The 20,077-nt window shown below is 47.2% G+C and carries 16 protein-coding genes; 5 read left to right on the top strand and 11 right to left on the bottom strand.

Annotation, left to right across the window (positions count from 1 at the left end; translation table 11 throughout):
* Nucleotides 1-34: 34 nt before the first annotated feature.
* Nucleotides 35-265: a hypothetical protein gene (locus ABWH99_RS03805; protein ID WP_375584981.1), complete on the bottom strand. Its 231-nt coding sequence runs from the start codon at nt 263-265 to the stop codon at nt 35-37.
* Between the two features lie 192 nt (nt 266-457).
* Between ABWH99_RS03805 and ABWH99_RS03800 the strand changes: the two genes are divergently transcribed.
* The 3 genes from ABWH99_RS03800 to trxA all read left to right on the top strand — a co-directional run bounded on the left by ABWH99_RS03800 (nt 458) and on the right by trxA (nt 7,339).
* Nucleotides 458-2,233 (top strand): metallophosphoesterase, encoded by a 1,776-nt coding sequence (locus ABWH99_RS03800; RefSeq protein ID WP_375584980.1) that lies wholly within the window; start codon nt 458-460, stop codon nt 2,231-2,233.
* A gap of 408 nt (nt 2,234-2,641) precedes the next feature.
* Nucleotides 2,642-6,928, top strand: coding sequence for a DNA polymerase III subunit alpha (gene dnaE, locus ABWH99_RS03795; protein WP_375584979.1), 4,287 nt, complete (start codon nt 2,642-2,644; stop codon nt 6,926-6,928).
* Between the two features lie 90 nt (nt 6,929-7,018).
* Nucleotides 7,019-7,339, top strand: coding sequence for a thioredoxin (gene trxA, locus ABWH99_RS03790; protein ID WP_375584978.1), 321 nt, complete (start codon nt 7,019-7,021; stop codon nt 7,337-7,339).
* A gap of 67 nt (nt 7,340-7,406) precedes the next feature.
* Here the strand turns inward: trxA and rffA are convergent, their stop codons facing one another.
* The 9 genes from rffA to cmk all read right to left on the bottom strand — a co-directional run bounded on the left by rffA (nt 7,407) and on the right by cmk (nt 15,646).
* Nucleotides 7,407-8,537, bottom strand: coding sequence for a dTDP-4-amino-4,6-dideoxygalactose transaminase (rffA, locus tag ABWH99_RS03785; protein ID WP_375584977.1), 1,131 nt, complete (start codon nt 8,535-8,537; stop codon nt 7,407-7,409).
* A gap of 1 nt (nt 8,538) precedes the next feature.
* On the bottom strand, nt 8,539-9,162 hold the full coding sequence (locus tag ABWH99_RS03780) for a DUF502 domain-containing protein (RefSeq protein ID WP_375584976.1): 624 nt from the start codon (nt 9,160-9,162) through the stop codon (nt 8,539-8,541).
* 111 nt (nt 9,163-9,273) lie between these two features.
* Nucleotides 9,274-9,885, bottom strand: a complete 612-nt coding sequence (gene nqrE / locus ABWH99_RS03775; RefSeq protein ID WP_375584975.1) for an NADH:ubiquinone reductase (Na(+)-transporting) subunit E — start codon at nt 9,883-9,885, stop codon at nt 9,274-9,276.
* A 12-nt stretch (nt 9,886-9,897) separates the two neighbouring features.
* Nucleotides 9,898-10,581 (bottom strand): NADH:ubiquinone reductase (Na(+)-transporting) subunit D, encoded by a 684-nt coding sequence (locus ABWH99_RS03770; RefSeq protein ID WP_375584974.1) that lies wholly within the window; start codon nt 10,579-10,581, stop codon nt 9,898-9,900.
* 27 nt (nt 10,582-10,608) lie between these two features.
* Nucleotides 10,609-11,376 carry an NADH:ubiquinone reductase (Na(+)-transporting) subunit C gene (gene nqrC / locus ABWH99_RS03765; RefSeq protein ID WP_375584973.1) on the bottom strand — a complete coding sequence of 256 codons (768 nt, stop codon included), beginning with the start codon at nt 11,374-11,376 and terminating at the stop codon, nt 10,609-10,611.
* A complete protein-coding gene (locus ABWH99_RS03760) occupies nt 11,363-12,565 on the bottom strand; it encodes an NADH:ubiquinone reductase (Na(+)-transporting) subunit B (RefSeq protein WP_375584972.1) in 1,203 nt (400 codons plus the stop codon). The genes nqrC and ABWH99_RS03760 overlap by 14 nt, the downstream gene beginning before the upstream one ends.
* A gap of 5 nt (nt 12,566-12,570) precedes the next feature.
* Entirely contained in the window at nt 12,571-13,932 is a 1,362-nt protein-coding gene (locus ABWH99_RS03755) for a Na(+)-translocating NADH-quinone reductase subunit A (protein WP_375584971.1), read from the bottom strand.
* Between the two features lie 129 nt (nt 13,933-14,061).
* Nucleotides 14,062-14,964 carry a 4-hydroxy-3-methylbut-2-enyl diphosphate reductase gene (locus ABWH99_RS03750; protein ID WP_375584970.1) on the bottom strand — a complete coding sequence of 301 codons (903 nt, stop codon included), beginning with the start codon at nt 14,962-14,964 and terminating at the stop codon, nt 14,062-14,064.
* A gap of 4 nt (nt 14,965-14,968) precedes the next feature.
* Nucleotides 14,969-15,646: a (d)CMP kinase gene (gene cmk / locus ABWH99_RS03745; RefSeq protein WP_375584969.1), complete on the bottom strand. Its 678-nt coding sequence runs from the start codon at nt 15,644-15,646 to the stop codon at nt 14,969-14,971.
* Between the two features lie 155 nt (nt 15,647-15,801).
* Here cmk and ade point away from each other — a divergent pair, with 155 nt between their 5' ends.
* Nucleotides 15,802-17,457: an adenine deaminase gene (gene ade, locus ABWH99_RS03740; RefSeq protein ID WP_375584968.1), complete on the top strand. Its 1,656-nt coding sequence runs from the start codon at nt 15,802-15,804 to the stop codon at nt 17,455-17,457.
* A gap of 81 nt (nt 17,458-17,538) precedes the next feature.
* On the top strand, nt 17,539-18,792 hold the full coding sequence (locus ABWH99_RS03735; protein WP_375584967.1) for a sensor histidine kinase: 1,254 nt from the start codon (nt 17,539-17,541) through the stop codon (nt 18,790-18,792).
* 209 nt (nt 18,793-19,001) lie between these two features.
* On the opposite strand, the gene ABWH99_RS03730 is transcribed toward ABWH99_RS03735, so the two are convergent.
* Entirely contained in the window at nt 19,002-20,066 is a 1,065-nt protein-coding gene (locus tag ABWH99_RS03730) for a DUF3810 domain-containing protein (protein WP_375584966.1), read from the bottom strand.
* Between the last annotated feature and the right edge of the window lie 11 nt (nt 20,067-20,077).

Here is a 20,077-nt window from a genome sequence, read left to right as displayed (position 1 = left end):
ACCTTGTCTCTCATAGGGACCTCCATGCTTGATTTTATTTTTGTTGATTCGTTTGCGATACTGCTTTCTTTTTTTCGGTGTTCTTTTTTCGATTCTCCTCCTCATAGGCAGTCATTATCCTATCGAAATGGGCTCTCATGGCCTCTTCCAAAAAACCAGCGGTCTCCGCGTCTTCTATTCCACGAAGCAACTCTTCAAATTCATCGCGTGAAATCTTATTTTCTATAAGCCGTTGAAGCAGCGCCTCTGATTTTTTCTTTTTCATGTGTTTGCCCTCCATCGTATATACCATCCGGTTCGAAAAAGAGACTATCTCCTTCATTTCTTTTTTGTTATGAAAAAATTGTGAACCGATTTAACAATTTGGTAAATAGTCCGATTTCGGCGAAACCTGTATACCTTCGTACTGACAACGATCCTTTGAATCGGAGATACCTTTAGAAAATTGAATGCACGTATGAAAAAATTGCACCTACTTGTCGGCTGTATTTGGCTACTTACCCTTTCCTGTGGTCCCCAACAAGATACTGACAAAGAACTGCTTCCTGTGTCCGAAACCATGGACCGCATCGTTACCCGAATGTATGCAGAATGGGACAGCAAGACCCTCGATACCCTTTCCCATGATTTTATCGAACAATCGCTCAGCCCGGAAGAAAAGGAATCCCTGGCCACGCAGTACTGGAAATTTCAGGTGAACGTGCCCGTCACGGTATCGCTCATGCGGGACAAAGCCCAGGAAAAAATTCCATTTTGGCTCGAATCATCCGGTTTTCAACCGACAACAATGGTGGTTAAAAACGAGATTTACACCTACGAGGTATGGCAGAAGGATTTCGAGGCCGGCGAAGTTCAGCTGGGGATCAACGGCTTCGGCAAGCATCGCCCCGTATATTTTTTGGCAGTTGCCGCACAAGACCCAGAGGATGATTTGACGGTTTCGCCCGTATTTCCGCAACAACAACACATTGAGTTCCTTCAGGAAGGGGCTTTCACCTACCACGATTGGGACGGACTGGTACTTACTGAGGTACCGGAGTCACTTCAAGGACAACAGTTATTGACGACCATTCGGGGCAGAGCCCGGGAAGCTCACCTGGTCAATGCCTTTCGTCGCACGGATTTTCCGAGTGGAGATACCCCCGACCACCTACTCCTTACCTGGAGCGGGGATCCAAGCAACTCCATCGATATTCAATGGAGAACCTCAGAAAAAATTACCGATGGGATGGTTCATTACTGGAAAAAAGGAAGCACGGACACCTTGCGACTGAACGTCGACCCCTACCTGATGGAAGATCGCCTGCTCCAAAACGACCGCTACATGCACCGCTTCACAGCCAAACTCAGAGGTTTGGATCCCGACACCTCCTACGGTTACCGGGTAGGAACTGCCTCCGGTAACTGGTCGGAAGCACAGTCCTTTTCTACGGGCCCCTCGCAGGCCCGTCCTTTTTCTTTTATTTGGTTTGGTGATGTTCACAATTCAGCGATTTGGGGGGAACTCATTCAAAAATCCGAACGCCAACACCCTACTACCGAGTTTTATTTCATCGCAGGAGATCTGGTGAACACCGGACTCTACCGCGATGACTGGGACAAACTTTTTGCCTATGCAGGCGAGCCCATTTCTCGAAAGCCGCTTTTGGCAGTACCGGGCAATCACGACAGCCAGGATGGGTTGGGCGCGTGGATGTACGAAAAGATGCTGAGCCTACCTGCCGATAGTCCTGCCGGAATGGAAGGAAGATCGTATGCGTTTAATTATCAAAACGCCCTCTTTTTAATGATGGACGTCACCCTGCCCCTTTCCGAGCAAACGGAATGGCTGGAGAACAAACTGAGCGAATCCGAAGCCACATGGAAAATCGCTGTTTTCCATTTTCCTCCCTACAATGGGGTAGAACCCTATACCGACATTCAGGATCTTTGGGGACCAATTTTTGATCGTTACCAGGTGGACCTGGTGCTGGGCGGACATTTTCATTACTACATGCGCTCACAACCCATTCGGGGCGGACAGGTGCAGGCCGATCCCAGGGACGGCACCATTTACTGGATCTCTATTGGTACCACCGGCAAAAACAAGGATATCGAGCGGGAACCCTACGCTGCCGTTCAATTTCCAGCCGAGCACCTCTATCAATCCATAACCATTGATGGGAAGGAGCTGCGTGCAGAGACCATCAATCTCGACGGCGATCTAGTCGATCAATTTGTTCTGAAAAAATAAGGCCGATCCCCAGACCGTATTCCTCCGGTCCCCGCCAAATGCAAGCTGGCAAGGACCCATTTCTTAGGAAGTCGCTGTACCTAAATTACTTACTTCAGGCTACAGCGGCTTTCTTATTTATTTTCCTACAATTCTTGGCAGATCCCCGAGATTCCCTGTATTTTTAAATGAGAAACGGAAGCAGAATGGTCGGCGTCGGTACGCTCTGTACAAAAAAAACGGGCCCTTTTTAACCGGGGTCTACCGTCCGTTCCGCTGCAATAAGGAAAACACCCCATGGGCAAAGAATCAACCGGAAGCTTTTACTATCCGGAAGCCAGTGATTTCTGCCCGGGCAACCCTTGTCTGTCAGAAAGGCAACCAGCGTTTCGGCATTTCTTGTGTTCTTGATAAATTAACCATTTGGCGATGTACTTAGTATTTGATACCGAAACCACCGGATTACCCAGAAACTACAATGCCCCCATGTCCGACCTGGACAACTGGCCGCGTTTGGTACAGTTGGCCTGGCAACTTCACGACGAACGGGGCCACTTGCTTTCCCAGCACAATTTCATCGTCAGACCCGAGGGGTTTACCATTCCGTATAACGCCGAGAAAATTCACGGTATTTCTACGGAACGAGCACTAAAGGAAGGGCATGAACTCAATCAGGTCTTGCAAGAATTTGAAACCGACCTGAACCGCTGCCAATACCTGGTTGGTCACAACATTGGGTTTGACATCAACGTGGTCGGGGCCGAACTGCTGCGCAACAGCCGGCAGGCTGCCGCATTGAAGAAAGAAAACCTGGACACCAAAGATATTGGTACGGATTTTTGTGCCTTGCCCGGGGGCAAGGGCGGCAAGTACAAATGGCCCACATTGCTAGAACTACATACCAAATTATTTGGAACCGGTTTTGGCGATGCTCACGATGCTGCCTATGACGTGGATGCCACGGCAAAATGTTTTTTTGGCTTGATAAAAGAAGGAGTACTGCCACCGGCGGATGGAGTAGCCCTACCCGAAGTACAGTACGAAGCGCCCGATCTGGAAGAAGCGAATTTTGCAGCGGCGAAAGACAGCAGTAAAACCGCTGCCAAAGACGTATTAAAAGCAGCAGACGGGGCAGACATTTCGGACCTGGAGGCAGTTCCATTCAGTCATTTGCATGTGCATACTCAGTTTTCCATTTTGCAGGCAACTTCGGAGATTCCAGTCGCCGTAAGACGGGCTCGGGAATTGGGCATGCCCGCGCTGGCGATGACCGATCACGGAAACATGATGGGTGCCTTTCATTTTGTCCGGGAAGCATTTAATCAGGGGATCAAGCCCATCATTGGCTGTGAATTTAACCTGTGCAGAGACCGGAAAAACAAGTCCAACAAGGACGATGGCTTTCAGACCGTGTTGCTGGCAAAAAATAAAAATGGCTACCATAACCTGGCGAAATTGGCCTCTTACGCAAACATTGAGGGTTTTTATTATGTACCCCGTATAGATCGGGAGTTGCTCGTGCAGTACAAAGGCGACATCATTGCCAGTACCGGGGGCCTCTGGGGAGAAATTCCGTACCTTATTCTAAATGTAGGAGAAACACAGGCGGAGGAAGCATTTGTCTGGTGGCTGGAACAGTTTGGAGAAGATTTTTACATCGAACTCAACCGGCATGGCATTCCCGAGGAAGAAAAAGTAAACGAAGTCTTGCTTCAATGGGCCGCAAAATACCAGGTCAAGTATTTCGCAGCGAATAATTCCTATTACAATACGAAAACCGATGCAAAGGCCCATGATATCCTGCTCTGCGTGAAGGACGGAGAGTTGGTCGCAAAACCAAAAAAATACATTGGAAAAAGGGGGAGGGAATTCCGGTATGGATTTCCCAACGAGGAATTTTACCTCAAGAGCCCGGAAGAAATGAAAAAACTCTTTGCAGACCTTCCCGAAGCCATCGCTTGTACCAACGAGATCGTCGAAAAAATCGACCCCTTCAAACTGGCCCGTGAAGTCTTGCTTCCGAAGTTCGATATTCCGGAAGAGTTCATTGATCCGCAGGATGAAGTGGACGGAGGAAACCGTGGCGAAAACGCATTCTTGAGGCACCTGACCTACGAAGGAGCTAAAAAACGCTATCCTACGCTTACCGAAGAAATAAGGGAGCGTCTGGATTTTGAACTGGAGACCATCGAGCGTACGGGATACCCCGGATATTTTCTTATTGTACAGGATTTTACGCGAGCTGCCAGAGATATGGGCGTATCCGTTGGTCCCGGTAGGGGATCGGCGGCTGGATCGGCGGTAGCCTATTGCGTGGGAATCACCAATGTAGACCCCATTGCTTATGATCTTCTATTTGAGAGATTCCTGAATCCGGATCGGGTCTCGCTTCCGGATATCGACATTGACTTTGACGACGAAGGGCGCCAGCGTGTCATCGAGTATGTAATCGAAAAATACGGTGCCAACCAGGTGGCTCAAATCATCACTTACGGAACCATGGCTGCCAAATCCGCAATACGGGATACAGCCCGGGTACTCGACCTTCCCCTCTCGGAGGCCGACCGGCTCGCCAAGCTGGTACCGGATATCAAACTTAAAAGTCTTTTTGAACTGGCCAACGATCGTCCGAGGCTTTCCGCAAAGTTGAAAAACGACAACGAAAACCTGGACAAAGCGTTGGAACTGATTCGGATTTCAAAGGGAAACGACGACAATGCCAAAACAGTAAATCAGGCAATGGTGCTGGAAGGATCCGTGCGTAACACCGGAATTCATGCCTGTGGCGTGATCATCACCCCGGATGACATCACCAATTTTGTGCCCGTGGCACTGGCAAAGGATTCCGACATGGTTTGTACGCAATTTGACAATTCCGTCGTAGAAAGTGCCGGTCTTTTGAAAATGGATTTTTTGGGGTTAAAAACCCTTACTCTTATCAAAGATGCGGTACGTATCATCCAGGAACGGCACGGTATCTTGCTGGATCCCGAAAACTTTCCAATCGATGACGAAAAAACCTACGAACTATTTCAACGTGGAGAAACCGTGGGCATCTTTCAATACGAATCCGCTGGCATGCAAAAGTACATGCGCGAACTCAAACCTACCGTTTTTGCAGATCTGATCGCCATGAATGCCCTCTACCGGCCCGGACCCTTGGAGTATATCCCCAGTTTTATCAAGCGAAAACACGGGGTGGAACCCATCGCCTACGATCTGGAGGACATGGAGGAGTACCTGGAGGAAACCTATGGCATTACCGTCTATCAGGAGCAGGTCATGCTTCTTTCCCAAAAACTTGCCGGATTTACCAAAGGTGAAGCCGACGTACTTCGGAAAGCAATGGGTAAGAAACAAAAGGATGTGCTGGATAAAATGAAGCCCAAATTCATTGATCAGGCAGCAGCCAAAGGACACGACTCCAAAAAGCTGGAGAAAATATGGAAAGACTGGGAAGCCTTTGCCTCCTATGCGTTTAACAAATCCCACTCTACCTGCTACGCCTGGATCGCCTACCAAACCGCGTACCTGAAAGCCCATTACCCCGCCGAATACATGGCTTCGGTACTGAGTAATAACATGAATGACATCACCCAAGTGACGTTTTTCATGGAGGAGTGCAAGCGAATGGGCATCCAGGTGTTGGGCCCGGATGTCAACGAATCCAAAAGCGACTTTACCGTAAACATGGAGGGACAGGTGCGCTTTGGAATGGCCGCGATCAAAGGGGCGGGCAACGCGGCAGTAAATGCCATCATCGAAGAACGAGAAGCCGCCGGCACCTACAAAAATATCTTTGATTTTACAAAACGGGTAAACCTACGGGCAGTCAATAAAAAAACCATGGAGGTATTGGCTATGGCTGGAGGCTTTGATTGTTTTTCAGAATTTCACCGAAGGCAATACCTGGAAGCGCCGGAGGGTGAATCCAGCCTATTGGAAAAGGCCGTAAAATACGCACAAAAAGTCATTCAGGAAGAGGAAAGTTCTCAGGTATCCTTGTTTGGAGGAAGCAACGGTACCGACATACCACTTCCTTCCGTTCCGAGCCTGGAGCCATTCAGTCAACTACAGCAACTCAACATTGAAAAAGAGGTAGTGGGGCTGTACATTTCGGGACATCCGCTCGACCAGTTTAAAGTAGAAATCGAAGCCTTTACGAACGCCGGTCTGCCGGAGTTAGCCGATCTTGCACAGCTAAAAACCCGGGGAGAGATCAAATTAGCCGGGGCCGTTACCTCATTTGCACACCGAACCACAAAGAATGGCAAGCCCTTTGGCACGCTAAGCCTGGAAGATTACCAGGGCGGACACACCTTCTTTCTGTTCGGTGAAGATTACGTCAAGTTCAAGCAGTATTTCATGACCGGATGGTTCCTGTATATTTCCGGCTCAGTCCATCCCAATAAATACAAACCGGGCGAATTTGAATTCAAGATCAACCAAATCGTACTACTAAACGAAATCCGGGGAAGAATGATCAAGGGAGTACGCGTACACATAGACCTGGACGACCTAAGTCTGGACCTGATGGAAAAACTGGAATCAATCACCCAAAAATACCAGGGCGAGGCCAAACTCTATATCAATATCATCGACAACAAAGAAAATATAACCTTGGATCTCATGTCCTCAAAATACCGCATAGATCCTTCGAATGAACTAATCCAGGCCCTGGAACAGTTGCCGGAGGTGGCCTATAAAATCATCTAGAACACCTTGCGCTAAAATTTGAACAGCAGCGGGAACTAATCGCCGGGGAATCGGATTAACATATATATTTCAAAAAATAACTATAGGAAAATGGCAAAAGCAATTGAAATTACAGATACCAACTTTAATGAAATCGTCAATTCAAATCAGCCGGTTTTAGTAGATTTTTGGGCAGAATGGTGTGGACCTTGTAAAATGATTGGTCCTATTGTGGAAGAGTTGGCGGGAGACTATGACGGGAAAGCCACCATTGGCAAAGTAGATGTAGACACAAATCCGAACATTTCCAGCCAATTTGGAATACGAAGTATCCCTACGTTGCTGATATTCAAAGGCGGACAGGTAGTGGATAAAATAGTTGGAGCTGTACCTAAATCCGTTCTCTCAGAAAAATTAGAAGCACAGATATAAGCAATAGATAAACAAGTAAAAAACAGGGGCTTTTTCCAAAGCCCCTGTTTTTTTCACCTACGCTGAGCTATTCCGAAACCAAATTATGCGCAAGGTGCCCCGTATCCAAATCTGCATACAGCGGCAAGCGAATCAACCTATCCTGGTACTTTTCTGCGTGTACCAGTGGAGCGCCGGTATAAGGCGCCTTACAATAAGGGCTGCTGTGCAGACAGCGGTAATGAGTCACCGATAGAATGCCTTTGGATTGTAAGTACCGAATCAAGGCCTGACGTTTTCCCAGATTCTTTTCCAGCAGAAAAAAAGCGTGGTAATTTTGCTCCGCAAATGCTGGCACCGATGGAAGCTCTCCTTCAAAAACCGGAAGGATTCGACGCAAATTTTCCCGGTACCAATGCCAAATTTTCTCCCGCTTTTTTTGAATCTCCTCCAGATATTGCAACTGAGCCCAAAGCCAGGCAGCGTTGATTTCCGAAGGGCCAAATGCGGAACCCAGGCTTACCCATTCGTAATAGTCGGCACGTCCAGCCTCAAAATCTGCCCGATTGGTTCCCCGGTTCCATACCATCTCCGCTTTTACCAGCAGTTCCGGGTCGTTAACCACTAACATACCTCCTTCCCCACAGGAAATATTTTTTGTCTCGTGAAAGGAAAATGTAGCAAGACATCCAAAACTACCCAAGGGAAGCCGGTGTCCCTGCCCATCGAGGTAAAACCCATTCAATGCCGCAGCTGCATCCTCTATCAGGTATATTCCGCGGCGCCGGCAAAGGGAGACAATGGGATCCATATCGCAGGCAATTCCCGCGTAGTGAACGATCACCAAGGCTCTGGTTCGACTACTGATCAGTTTTTCAATACCGGTCTCGTCGATACCCGGATAATCGGGGCGACTGTCCGCGAAAACCAAGCGGCACCCGCGAAGTGCAAACGCATTGGCCGTACTCACGTAGGCAAAACTTGGAACAATCACCTCGTCCCCAGGGCCAAGTCCCAAAACCAAGGCTGCCATCTCCAACGCCTGGGTACAAGAATGGGTCAGGAAAACCTTGTTAAAACCGAACGTCGTTTCGAAAAATTGCTGGCACTTCTTTGTAAAGATACCGTTGGCTGAAAGCCTTCCCCCAAGCATCGCCTCTTGTACATGGCTCCATTCCTTGCCGGTAAGGTAGGGCTGATTGAATGGGATCGAATGCATATCAGTGAACTTCAGCGGAAGAATCCAGCTCGTTACCGGATGCCTTGTCACGAATCGGATGCTTGTAATAATTCAATTGAGATACTCCTCCGGAGACAATAAATTTCATGATTTCCGTGCTGTTTACATTCTTTAACCGTGTCACGTTCGCCCGTGGAACCAGAAAAAGATTTCCACTGAAATTGTAGGAATGCGGAAAGTACACCGCCACCAATTCCTCCTGACCGAGTACAGACAAATCATCCTGCGTCATAAACCCCAACCGAGACATATTTTCGGACAACTTGACGATGATTGGCGTATTGAATTTTTTCTTATCCCCGACAAAAGCAGACATTAGATCTTTAATACTGGTGTACAGAATGTTCACCAGGGGAATCTTAAACACGATCTTCTCCAGTTCCTCAAAAATTGATTTGGTAATGAATATACTCGCCAGGTACCCGACGAGCGTAACAAAGACCAACATCACCAAAATACCCAGTCCAGGGATATTTACCGGAATGATATTATCAAGAAACTGCACGGTAAGCACGATGATATACCCGGTTAGAAAAAAAGGCACCACAACGAGCAATCCCCGGAGGAAATAGCCCAAGATACGTTTTGATGTGAAGTCTGACATGGCTGCTACTAGTAGATAAAGCTGTAAAAAAACGTAAAAAAACCCTGCTCGCTAAAAAGTGAACAGGGTCCTGCAATGTAAATCAAATTGAATAACTAATAAACCGAGCAATTACAAATCAATTCCCATAAAGGACATGAATGCGATTCCCATGAGCCCTGTAAGCAACATGGTAATGCCCAACCCTTTCAATCCGTTCGGAACATTGGAATATTTTAGCTTTTCGCGTATCGCCGCCAGAGCAACGATCGCCAGAAAGAAACCCGTACCTGATCCAAATCCGTACACCGTGGCCTCTGCCAACGTATAGTCTCGCTGTGCCATGAATAGTGAACCTCCCAGAATGGCGCAGTTTACGGCAATCAAGGGAAGAAATATCCCCAAGGCTCCGTACAAAGCCGGTGCAAATTTTTCAACCACCATTTCCACTAACTGTACCATCGCTGCGATGATCGCGATAAACATGATAAACCGAAGAAACGTCAGGTCAATGGATGCGAAAGATTCACCCATAAAGGCCAATGCACCCTCTTTTAGGATAAATTCATTCAATAGCCAGTTTAAGGGTACCGTAATGGTCAAAACGAAAATTACGGCTGCTCCTAACCCAAGTGCCGTACTGACTTTTTTAGACACTGCCAGAAACGAACACATTCCCAAGAAGTAGGCAAACACCATGTTGTCGATAAATATCGACCGTATTGCTAAATTAAATAATTCCATTCGTTCAAACGTTTAATGTTCTACATACCCTGTCTTGGAGCGTTGCACCCAAATGAGCAAGCCAAGGATAATAAATGCACCTACCGGAGTCACCATCAGGCCATTGGTCGCCAATTGAAAATCAGGACCAAAAAGACTGGAAATACCGTCAAAAATTGGGATTCCAAAAAGGGAGCCGGAACCCCAAAGTTCCCGGAAAAACGCCACCGTAAGGATGATCCAGGAATAGCCCAATGCACTACCAAATCCGTCCAGAATGGAATCATAGGGCTTGTTTCCCAGAGCGTACGCTTCCAGTCTACCCATGACAATGCAGTTGGTAATGATAAGTCCGACAAACACGGACAACTCCTTGTACATATCGTAGGCAAAGGCCTTCAGTACTTCGTTTACGAGAGTCACCAGGGAAGCCACTACCGCCAACTGCACAATGATCCGGACCCGGGTAGGAATCTTGTTGCGTAATAAGGAGATCGACAGGTTAGCCATGACCATTACAAAGATAACCGATATGGCCATGACCAAGGTGGGCTGCATCTGGGTGGTAACTGCAAGTGCGGAACAGATGCCCAATACCTGAATGGTGATCGGGTTATCGTCCACCAATGGATCCGTGATCAGCTTCTTCCTTCGTTTCGACAGAAGGGCTTCTGATTCTTTTACCGCTGCGTCTTTTTCAGCTATTTCTGTACTCATAATATTTTCCGATTGAAACGTTTCAAATTAATTCAATGCCATGCTCGGGGCGCTTTCTTTTGTCTTCTCCATGAAGGCCTTGTAGTGCTCGAGATAGTTTTTCAGCATTTTATTTACTCCCTCGGCGGTAATGGTCGCTCCGGAAAGCCCATCTACTTTATGCGGATCACCGGAATAATCCTTTCCTTCTCCTTTTTGCATGACTACAGAAACCAACTCACCGTTTTCGTCGTAAATCGATTTTTCCTTGTAGCGTTGCTGCACGTCGCTCGAAGTGATCCTGGCGCCAAGGCCGGGCGTTTCCCCAGCATGGGAAAAGGTGATACCCTCGATGGTCACCATGTCCGTCTGCAATGCCAGGTATCCCCAAATATTGTCCCAAAGGCCGTTCCCGTAAACCGGAAAGATGTAGGAAACAGCTGCGTCTGCATCTCCTTCTTCATGGAAAACAAATACAGGGTACAAGCGGTCTTCCGGAGCCTTTTTGTAATTTTTCCCTACATCAATCGATTCGGCGGTAACCTGTACACCATCCTGTTCCTCTACCTCTTCGCCCTCAATGTTGACGACCTTGGAAGAGATTCGGTTTTCGTAGAAGGCGTTGATTTCTTCTGGTTTCATTGCCGCGATTTCCTCGGCAGACATTACTGCTCCCAAAATTTGCTTTTTGGTATCCAACTCCTCTGCTTTTTTTTGAATAGGCTTTAATACCTCAGAGGTACCTGATAACAAGAGACCCAATACCACCGTAAGGATGATTGAGAATGTAATGATATACGCATTAGACTGTTGCACGTTGTAACCTCCTTTTCTTGTTAGCTTTAACTACATAATGATCTATCAACGGGGCAAATACATTCATAAAGAGTACTGCCAACATGATTCCTTCGGGATAAGCTGGATTGGTAACACGGATAATTATGGTCAATACACCGATCAACAACCCGTACACCCACTTTCCGGACTCCGTCTGGGCCGCTGATACCGGATCCGTCGCCATAAAAACAATCCCAAAAGCAATACCTCCCATGACCAGATGATAATGGGCAGGCATGGCCATAAATTCGTTCACTGCCAGTAGCTGCATAACAGCTGCCATGATGTAGGCACCTCCGAATGCACTGACCATAATTTTCCAACTTGCGACCCCTGTAAACAGCAGGATAGCTGCCCCCAAAAGGACCATCAGGGTAGAGGTTTCACCAATGGACCCCGGAATGAACCCAAAAAACATGTTTGTAAAACTAAACATCCCATCCATTACAGAGGCGTTATGACTGCCGAGGTTGGAAACGGCATCTACACCTTCTTGTCCGGATTGATAGGCTACGGCCAGTGCAGTGGCACCCGAAAAACCATCAACAGGTGTCTTATCTCCCAAATAGGTCCAAACCTGATCGCCGGATATTTGCGCAGGGTAGGCAAAATACAAGAAAGCCCGTGCGGTCATGGCGACGTTAAGAATATTCATGCCCGTACCTCCAAAAACTTCTTTGGCGATGACGACGGCAAACACGGTAGCAAGTGCGACCTGCCAGAGAGGCGTCGTTGCCGGAACCACCAGAGGAATTAACATTCCGGTTACCAGAAAGCCTTCATTGATGGGGTGCTTCCGCACTACGGCAAAACCGGCTTCGACCAAGCCCCCCGCTGCATAGGCAACAAGTACGATTGGCAACACCAGGGTGAGTCCCAAAACAAATTTATCGCCAAAACTGGCTTCTTCCCCCACCGCCAGGTAATGCATGTGTCCGGTGTTGTAAATCCCGAACAACAAGCAAGGAATCATCGCAATTACCACGGTAATCATCATCCGCTTCAAATCGATGGCATCCTTTACCTGTGCACCTCTGGGTGCCGTTGTATGCTTGGGTGAAAACAAGAATGTTTCCCCCGCTTCATACAGGTAATAGAGGTTCTCTAATTTCCCGCCCTTTTGAAACAAGGGTTTCTGTTGGTCCAACAGATCACGTAAAAACTTCATATTGGTTAACTGTATTGAATGAGTTCGATACCTTTTCTAACTATTTCCTGGACCGGGTGTTTTGAGACATCCACAAATTCACACAAAGCCAGGTCTTCTTCTATTACTTCATAGATGCCAAGTTCCTCCATTTCGTCAAAATCCTCCGCCATAATGGCCTTGAGCAGGTACACCGGGTAAATATCCATGGGCGTCACACTCTCAAACACACCGGTTTGAACAAATGCTCGCTCTTCCCCCCGGGCATTGGAATCCAACACGTATTCTTTCTTGGGAAATAAAAAGGACAACAAGCCCAAGGCTTTGTGGTAGCTTAGCTTTTCGGCAGTTGGCTTCATCCAGCCCAGAAACTCATAATAATCTCCTTCGGGAATGACCGTAAGCTGGTGTTGATAAAAACCCAGGTAGCCGTCACGATTGATTTTTTCGCCGGTGAGGACATTTCCAGAAATCACCCGAACGTGATCAGATTTGGTTTGCCCATCCACATAGGCATCTACACAACTTCCGATGTAGGTCTGTGCATAGGAGGGAGAAGTAATTTCAGATCCAGTTATCGCAACCAATTTGGAAGCGTCGTAGATTCCATTGGTAAACAACTTTCCGATCTGAACGACGCCGTAAGGATTGATGGTCCAGACAATTTCTCCCTTATTGATGGGGGCGAGGTGATGGATTTGTACCCCTACATTGCCTGAGGGATGCGGACCAGAAAAATAATGCGTTTCAACGCCTTGGACGCTCGCCAATTCGGTGGACTTGTTTTCACCGGATAACCCCAGATAAATCTTACCGCTGGTAAGTTTTTTCAAAACGGAGATACCGGTTTGAAAATAGCTGGATTGGCCTTTGAGCAGGTAGTCGTAGTCAGGAGCCAAAGGATGTGTGTCAAAACCTGAAATAAATATGGCCTTCGGTTCGTCCACAGGATTGGCAACTACTCCATAGGGCCGTTGTATCAGTTGCGGCCAAACGCCGGTAGCTGCCAGGTGATCGATGACTTTTTCTCTGCTGGCTGTTGAAATATCCTCCTCGCTAAAGGTTTCGAATTTCTCAAAATCGATCTCAGTGTCTGCAAGGATTTTTATTTCCAACAGCTTCCTTTTTTCTCCACGCTTGATTTCGACAATTTCTCCGGAAACAGGTGCCACGTACTGTACCTTTTCCATTTTCTTGTCAAATAAAATGGGAGAACCTGCCTTTACCGTATCACCTTCTTTGACAATGACCTTGGGTCGTTGCATTCCGATGAAATCTGTAGGCTTGATGGCAAAGGTTTTGACAGGTTGAAAATCACCGATCTTTTTTTCGGCTTTACCAACCAGGCGTATATCAAACCCTTTTTTAAGCTTGATTTGTTTTGACATATTTGATTTTTGAAACTATATGGTCCTGTGAAAAACGTCTCAAATCTAATAAATTACATTAGTTATACGAAGCTAATTCGGCGATTATTTATCATATTTTGAAGGATTAGCCCCTTTGATCGCATTCTTTTAAATCTCGGCTTCAACCGAACGACTGTCCAGTGAAAGTATGTAACTGCGAACTTGCTCCATCAGCCACATCGGCGTGGAGGTAGCGCCACAAATCCCCACCCTGTCTTCCGGCTGTATCCAATCCGGTGCGATCTCTTCTTCGTTTTCCACAAAATAACTTCGTGGATTTTCCCCTTTACACACCTGATACAAAGCCTTTCCATTCGAACTCTTTTTGCCCGAAACAAAGATGATGACGTCGTTTTCGTTCGAAAATTTTCGCAATTGCGGCTCCCGATTGGAAACCTGTCTGCAAATGGAGTCATTGGCACTGAAATCCAGTTCATCCATACTCCCTCTTGCATGCTCGATGCGCTTCCGGATCTTTTCTTTTAGGGCATAAAAACCCCGGGTACTTTTGGTAGTCTGGCTAAACAAGGTCACCGGTTTTGAAAAATCAATTTGGTCCAGATCCTGATCGTCCATGACCACAATTGCCTTTTCAAGCGTTTGTCCTGTCAGGCCAATCACCTCTGCGTGCCCTTTTTTTCCGTAAATTACAATCTGCCCTTCCTGTTTCTCCATTTTATCGAAGGCAGTCTTCACCCGGTGCTGCAATTTAAGAACCACCGGACAAGAAGCATCGATAAGTTCAATATTGTTTTCTATGGCCATGCGGTAGGTTTCGGGTGGCTCACCGTGGGCGCGAATCAATACCTTGCAATCGTGCAAGCAACGTAAATCTTCCCGATCGATTACCACCAGCCCTTTATTGCTCAAACGCTTTACTTCCATGTCATTGTGGACAATATCGCCCAAGCAATACAATTTCTGATCTTCGACCATCTCGTCCTCGGCCATTTTAATGGCGTACTCTACACCAAAACAATATCCCGAGTTTTTATCTATTGTTACTTCCATAACCCTAATTCATTCGCTCCTTTGCCAAATTTAAAATCCTGGAAACCTGTTCGTCGAACTGCAGGTAGCTGGTATCCAATTCCACCGCGTCCGCTGCCTTTTTTAAGGGACTGTGTACCCTTCCGCTGTCCATGGCATCACGGGACTCCAGGTTCTCTTTCACTTTATCCATACTGATCTGCTGGCCCTTGCGCAGCAACTCCTGCTGCCGGCGCATGGCCCGGATATCGGTATTCGCCTTCATAAATATTTTCAACTCTGCCTGCGGAAAAACCACCGTGCCAATATCCCTGCCATCCATTACAATCCCTTTGTGCTTTCCCAACTCTCGTTGCTTCCTGACCAGTGCTTGCCGCACCTCGGGTAGCTTGCTAATCTCACTCACACGCGCCGACACCTCCATTCCCCGAATTTCCTCCTCTACATTAACTCCATTTAATAAAACTTGTTGGCTGCCCTCGGAAGAATTGACGTGAAAAGCAATATCCATTTTACTCAGACCATTCTCCACTTCAGCGGAAATCTCTGGATTGATGCCGTTCTTTAAAAAATGTAGCGTCACTGCCCGGTACATGGCGCCAGAATCCAGGTACATATAACCCAACTCTTTGGCTACTGCCTTTGCTGTGGTACTCTTCCCACAACCGGAATAACCATCAATGGCAATGATAATTTTTTTCATTAACGAAAAATGAATGGTGCCTGCTTTCCTTTTCAGCTGCAAATATAGTATATTTATGACTATTCTTGGCAGCAGGCCTTATTTGAATTGGTTTTTTATTCCAACCAGGCGAACAAACCAACAATTCTTGACGATTCATAACTTTTATTCCGGGAATGGAAGCAGCTTACAGCGTTAGGGGACAATTCGTGGATATCATCAACAGAAGAATTTTTCCTGCAAAAATAGAGGTAAATCAGGGCAGCATTCAGTCTGTTGATCCGCTACCTTCCGCTCCTATGCGCTATTTACTCCCGGGTTTTGTGGACGCCCACGTACATATCGAGTCTTCGCTGCTAATTCCCTCCAGTTTTGCCCGATTGGCTGTTTTGCACGGGACGGTGGCTACCGTATCCGACCCGCACGAAATCGCCAATGTTTCCGGAATGGAGGGAATCAAATTTATGGTGGAGAATGGACGTAAATCAGATTTTAAATTTTTCTTTGGCGCCCCCTCTTGCGTACCCGCCACACCGTTTGAAACGGCCGGGGCCCGGATTACCGCAGCACAGATCGAGCAACTGTTTGTCGATGGAACCGTGCATTACCTTGCTGAAATGATGAATTGGCCGGGTGTCCTGGCAAACGATCCAGAAGTAGTGAGCAAAATCGAGGTCGCTAAAAAGTACGGCAAGCCGGTGGATGGACACGCGCCGGGACTTCGAGGAAAGGAAGCAGCCCAATACGCTGCTGCAGGGATCACTACCGACCACGAATGCATCCACCTGGAGGAGGGAAGAGACCGAATCCGCAACGGGATGAAGGTAGCTATCCGAGAAGGTAGCGCCGCGAAAAATTTTGATGCACTCATCGACCTTCTGGACGAATCTCCGGACCATGTATTCTTTTGCTCCGACGATAAACACCCCGATAGCTTACTGGAAGGACATATCAATCAACTGGCAGCACGGGCGATTTCCCGGGGGAAAGATCTCTTTGACGTGCTCCGGGCTGCTTGCCTCAATCCGGTACTGCACTATGACCTGCCGGTGGGACTCCTCCGCGAGAGCGATCCGGCCGACTTCATCGTGGTGGAAGACCTCCGCGATTTCAGGGTTCTCGAAACCTACATCAATGGAAAATTGGTAGCAAAAGCAGGGCGATCGATTCTTGCCCATACGAATTGCCTGCCTGTAACGACCTTCGCCGCACAGACCCTTACCGGCGACGCCTTTGCGTTGACGCACAAAGGAGGGCCGGCTCGGGTCATACAGGCGATGGACCGGCAATTGATCACGCAGGAACTGCTACTGACCGTGCCTGCCAGGGAGGGAAAAGTGATCGCCAGCACGGATATTGATTGCTTAAAAATCGCCGTGATCAACCGCTACGAAACAACCGCTCCCCCCCAGGTAGCACTTATCAATGGGTTCGGGTTCCTTCGCGGAGCCATTGCTTCTTCCGTGGCCCATGACTCGCACAATATCCTGGTGGTCGGAGTCAGCGACGAAGACATGGCCAGGGCGGTCAATCTCATCGTTGCCAACCAAGGAGGGCTAGCTGCGGTGGACGGGGAGCTGGAAAACGTCCTACCGCTACAGGTCGCAGGACTCATGAGTTCGGACGACGCATTTGTCGTGGCACAGCACTACACCACACTGGATAAAATGGCTAAAAAGATGGGGTCTACGCTGCAATCACCCTTTATGACCTTGAGCTTTATGGCCTTATTGGTGATTCCGGCCCTAAAATTAAGCGATAAGGGTCTTTTCAACGGGAACACTTTTCAATTTACTCAGGTGTTTGACTCAGATTTGACGAACACACCTTAAATCAAAAAAAGTATTTTGAGCTTCTGGAACAAAATAAAAACACAGGTTACCCACTTTTTTCTCTGGGAAAACACTCCAGTCATGGAGAAAAAAATCTTCAACTCTACGCTGGTCATCGTCTTCAGCTTTATGCTGGCGATGTTGATTTACAATGCGATTTTCGGTAGTTGGATACTGATTGGATTGGTTCTTTTTGTAATCGTTGGACTTGCCATCTGCTTCTACTGGCTGCGTTGGCAAAACCAGTTCAAGTATGCCTATTATTTATTTGGAATATTTACCTACCCGGTTTTGACCATCAACTTTTTCTACAACGATGGCATAGACGGGCCGACGTTCTACATATTTTTGCTTTTCCATCTCATCCTTTTGACGATTTCTTCGGTTCGTGGATACCTTATCTGGAGTTTGATCAATGCTGCTAGTTTTCTTCTCTTGTACTATGTCGGCGTCTTTCGTGAAGACCTTATTCCCGAAATGTATCCCAACAAACAGGTGGTTTTTCTGGACCATGCCATTACCTACCCGGCCTGCCTGACAGGTATCGGATTCATGGTAGCCACTCTAAAGGAGTTTTACAAGTCCCAGAAAAATAAAGTCAAAGAAAAAACAAAAGAGCTGACTCGCATAAACCGTAGCCTGGCAAAAACCAGTTCCCAGAAAGATAAAATCATCACCATTATCTCTCATGACCTGAAAAATCCCCTGCAATCCATCATGCAAACACTCGAGCTGATCAATAAGGGCGATTTGCCTCCGGATGAAATGAAGTTTATTCATGAGGAATTGCTAAAAATCACCACCAGAACCTACAATATGATGGAAAACATCCTGGATTGGTCATCCTTCGAATTGAAAAACAAATCTACCCGGGTAAAAGAAATCTACTTGCAGGAGCTTTTTGAAGACACCCTCGAGATCCTAAAAGTAATCGCAAAACAGAAGTCAATTTCTTTACTCATCAATTTTAAGAAAAACCCGCTCGTCAAAATTGAAACGGATCGCTTGTTGTTGATTTTGAGAAATCTCGTCCAAAATGCCATAAAATTTACCCCTTCGGGAGGACAGGTATCGCTGGAGGTAGATAGCAGCACCGAATGGATTACCGTAACGATCCGGGACAACGGTATTGGTATTTCCCGGGAGCGGTTGGACAAGATTTTTGAACAGGATATCAAATCCACCTATGGGACAGAAAACGAAAAAGGAACCGGGATGGGTTTACATCTATGCTTCCAAAATGCGGAAAAACTAGGCGGTACTATCGAAGTGGTCAGCGAGGAAGGTGCCGGATCAAGTTTTACGCTGTCTTTTCCCAATGGACACAACACCTAACCCCTCCTGCGGTATTTCTCGAATTTGCGGCGGCTGGATTGACTTCTTTGGTCGAAAGGCAGCGCCTGGAACTCGTTTGAGTTGTACATGAATTCGGCTTTCTTCCGTTTGGTTGTCCCGCGTAAAACAAACCGGTACTGCCATGGAAGGCCAACGGAGAGCGGGATCTTCCGGAACCGCCTGGCGGCGAGGCTACCTGGATTTGAGTCCTATTCTTCCCGGCGTGTTCGCCATGCCCTTGCCAACATCGGGAGCTCGGCATAGCTTTTTACCCCTGCTTTTACTCCCTGGGTTTTCAGATAGAGGTCGTTGGATTTTCGACTCAGTTCCCTGAAATAGGGTTGAACCCGTAGATTGTCTTGCTGAATCTCCCGAATATCCGCACGGATTTCGGTTGCAATGGTTTCAACGAACTGCTCGTAGGCCTCCCGGTCCATTCGGTACAAATCATTTAACTGATAGCGGAGCAATTTCAACTCACCCGCATACCTCAGGAAGGGGTCCGAACTCGAGGAACACACCAACCAGGCTACAAAATTGGCTTCGCCCTCGTCAGTAATACCAAAACCATGGGCCAATTCATGGGCAAGTGTAAACACTTTTTCTATGGGATGAAGCGAGGGATCGAGGTAGCCCTCTCCGGTAAAGGGAAAGTAAATTCCAAAAATTCCCATTCTTCGCATGAAGCCCTCGGGGTACAATGGCTTAACACTGGGATCACCCGGCATGGAATAGTCTAATTCGGTAAGAATAGCCTTCATCTCTTCTCTCAATCTTTTTTCCCATTTCCGGAAATTTCCCGAATAAAATAGCTGCGCCGGTTTTCCGGCAAGTTCCGACCGGAATTTGCGTAAGTCGGTCTCGGTCAACTTCATTTCTTCCAGGGTTGAGGCAAGGCTCATTGGTTCTGGAGTCAGCGATAACTGACTATATAGAGGTATCCGGTGGTAATTAAATCCCCAGAGAAAAAGAAAAAAGAATATGATCCAGCCGGAAAAATTTATTGTGCCGCGAAAAACACCTGGAATTATTGAGGTAGTTTTCTTCCTTCTGACACGCAGAAGGTAAAAAAAAAGCAGAAAGATGCCGGCCAACAACAAGTAAAGGACTGGAAAGGGTACGTACAGCGTTGTACGATCGAAGACTCCACGAATGATGGGAAAAAGACCCTTTGCATACCAGACTTCGGTCACTTCAGGAAAACTTCCTAAAAGCCACCGGATAAGGATTGCCAAAAGACCGGCAATTCCCCCTATCCATTTCCACAGGACCATTTGTATCAAAA

The sequence above is a fragment of the Cyclobacterium xiamenense genome (genome assembly GCF_042140265.1).
In the GTDB taxonomy this organism is placed as follows: domain Bacteria; phylum Bacteroidota; class Bacteroidia; order Cytophagales; family Cyclobacteriaceae; genus Cyclobacterium; species Cyclobacterium xiamenense_A.
Note: the sequence above shows the minus strand (reverse complement) of the source record. Positions and strands in the feature narration are given on the sequence as shown.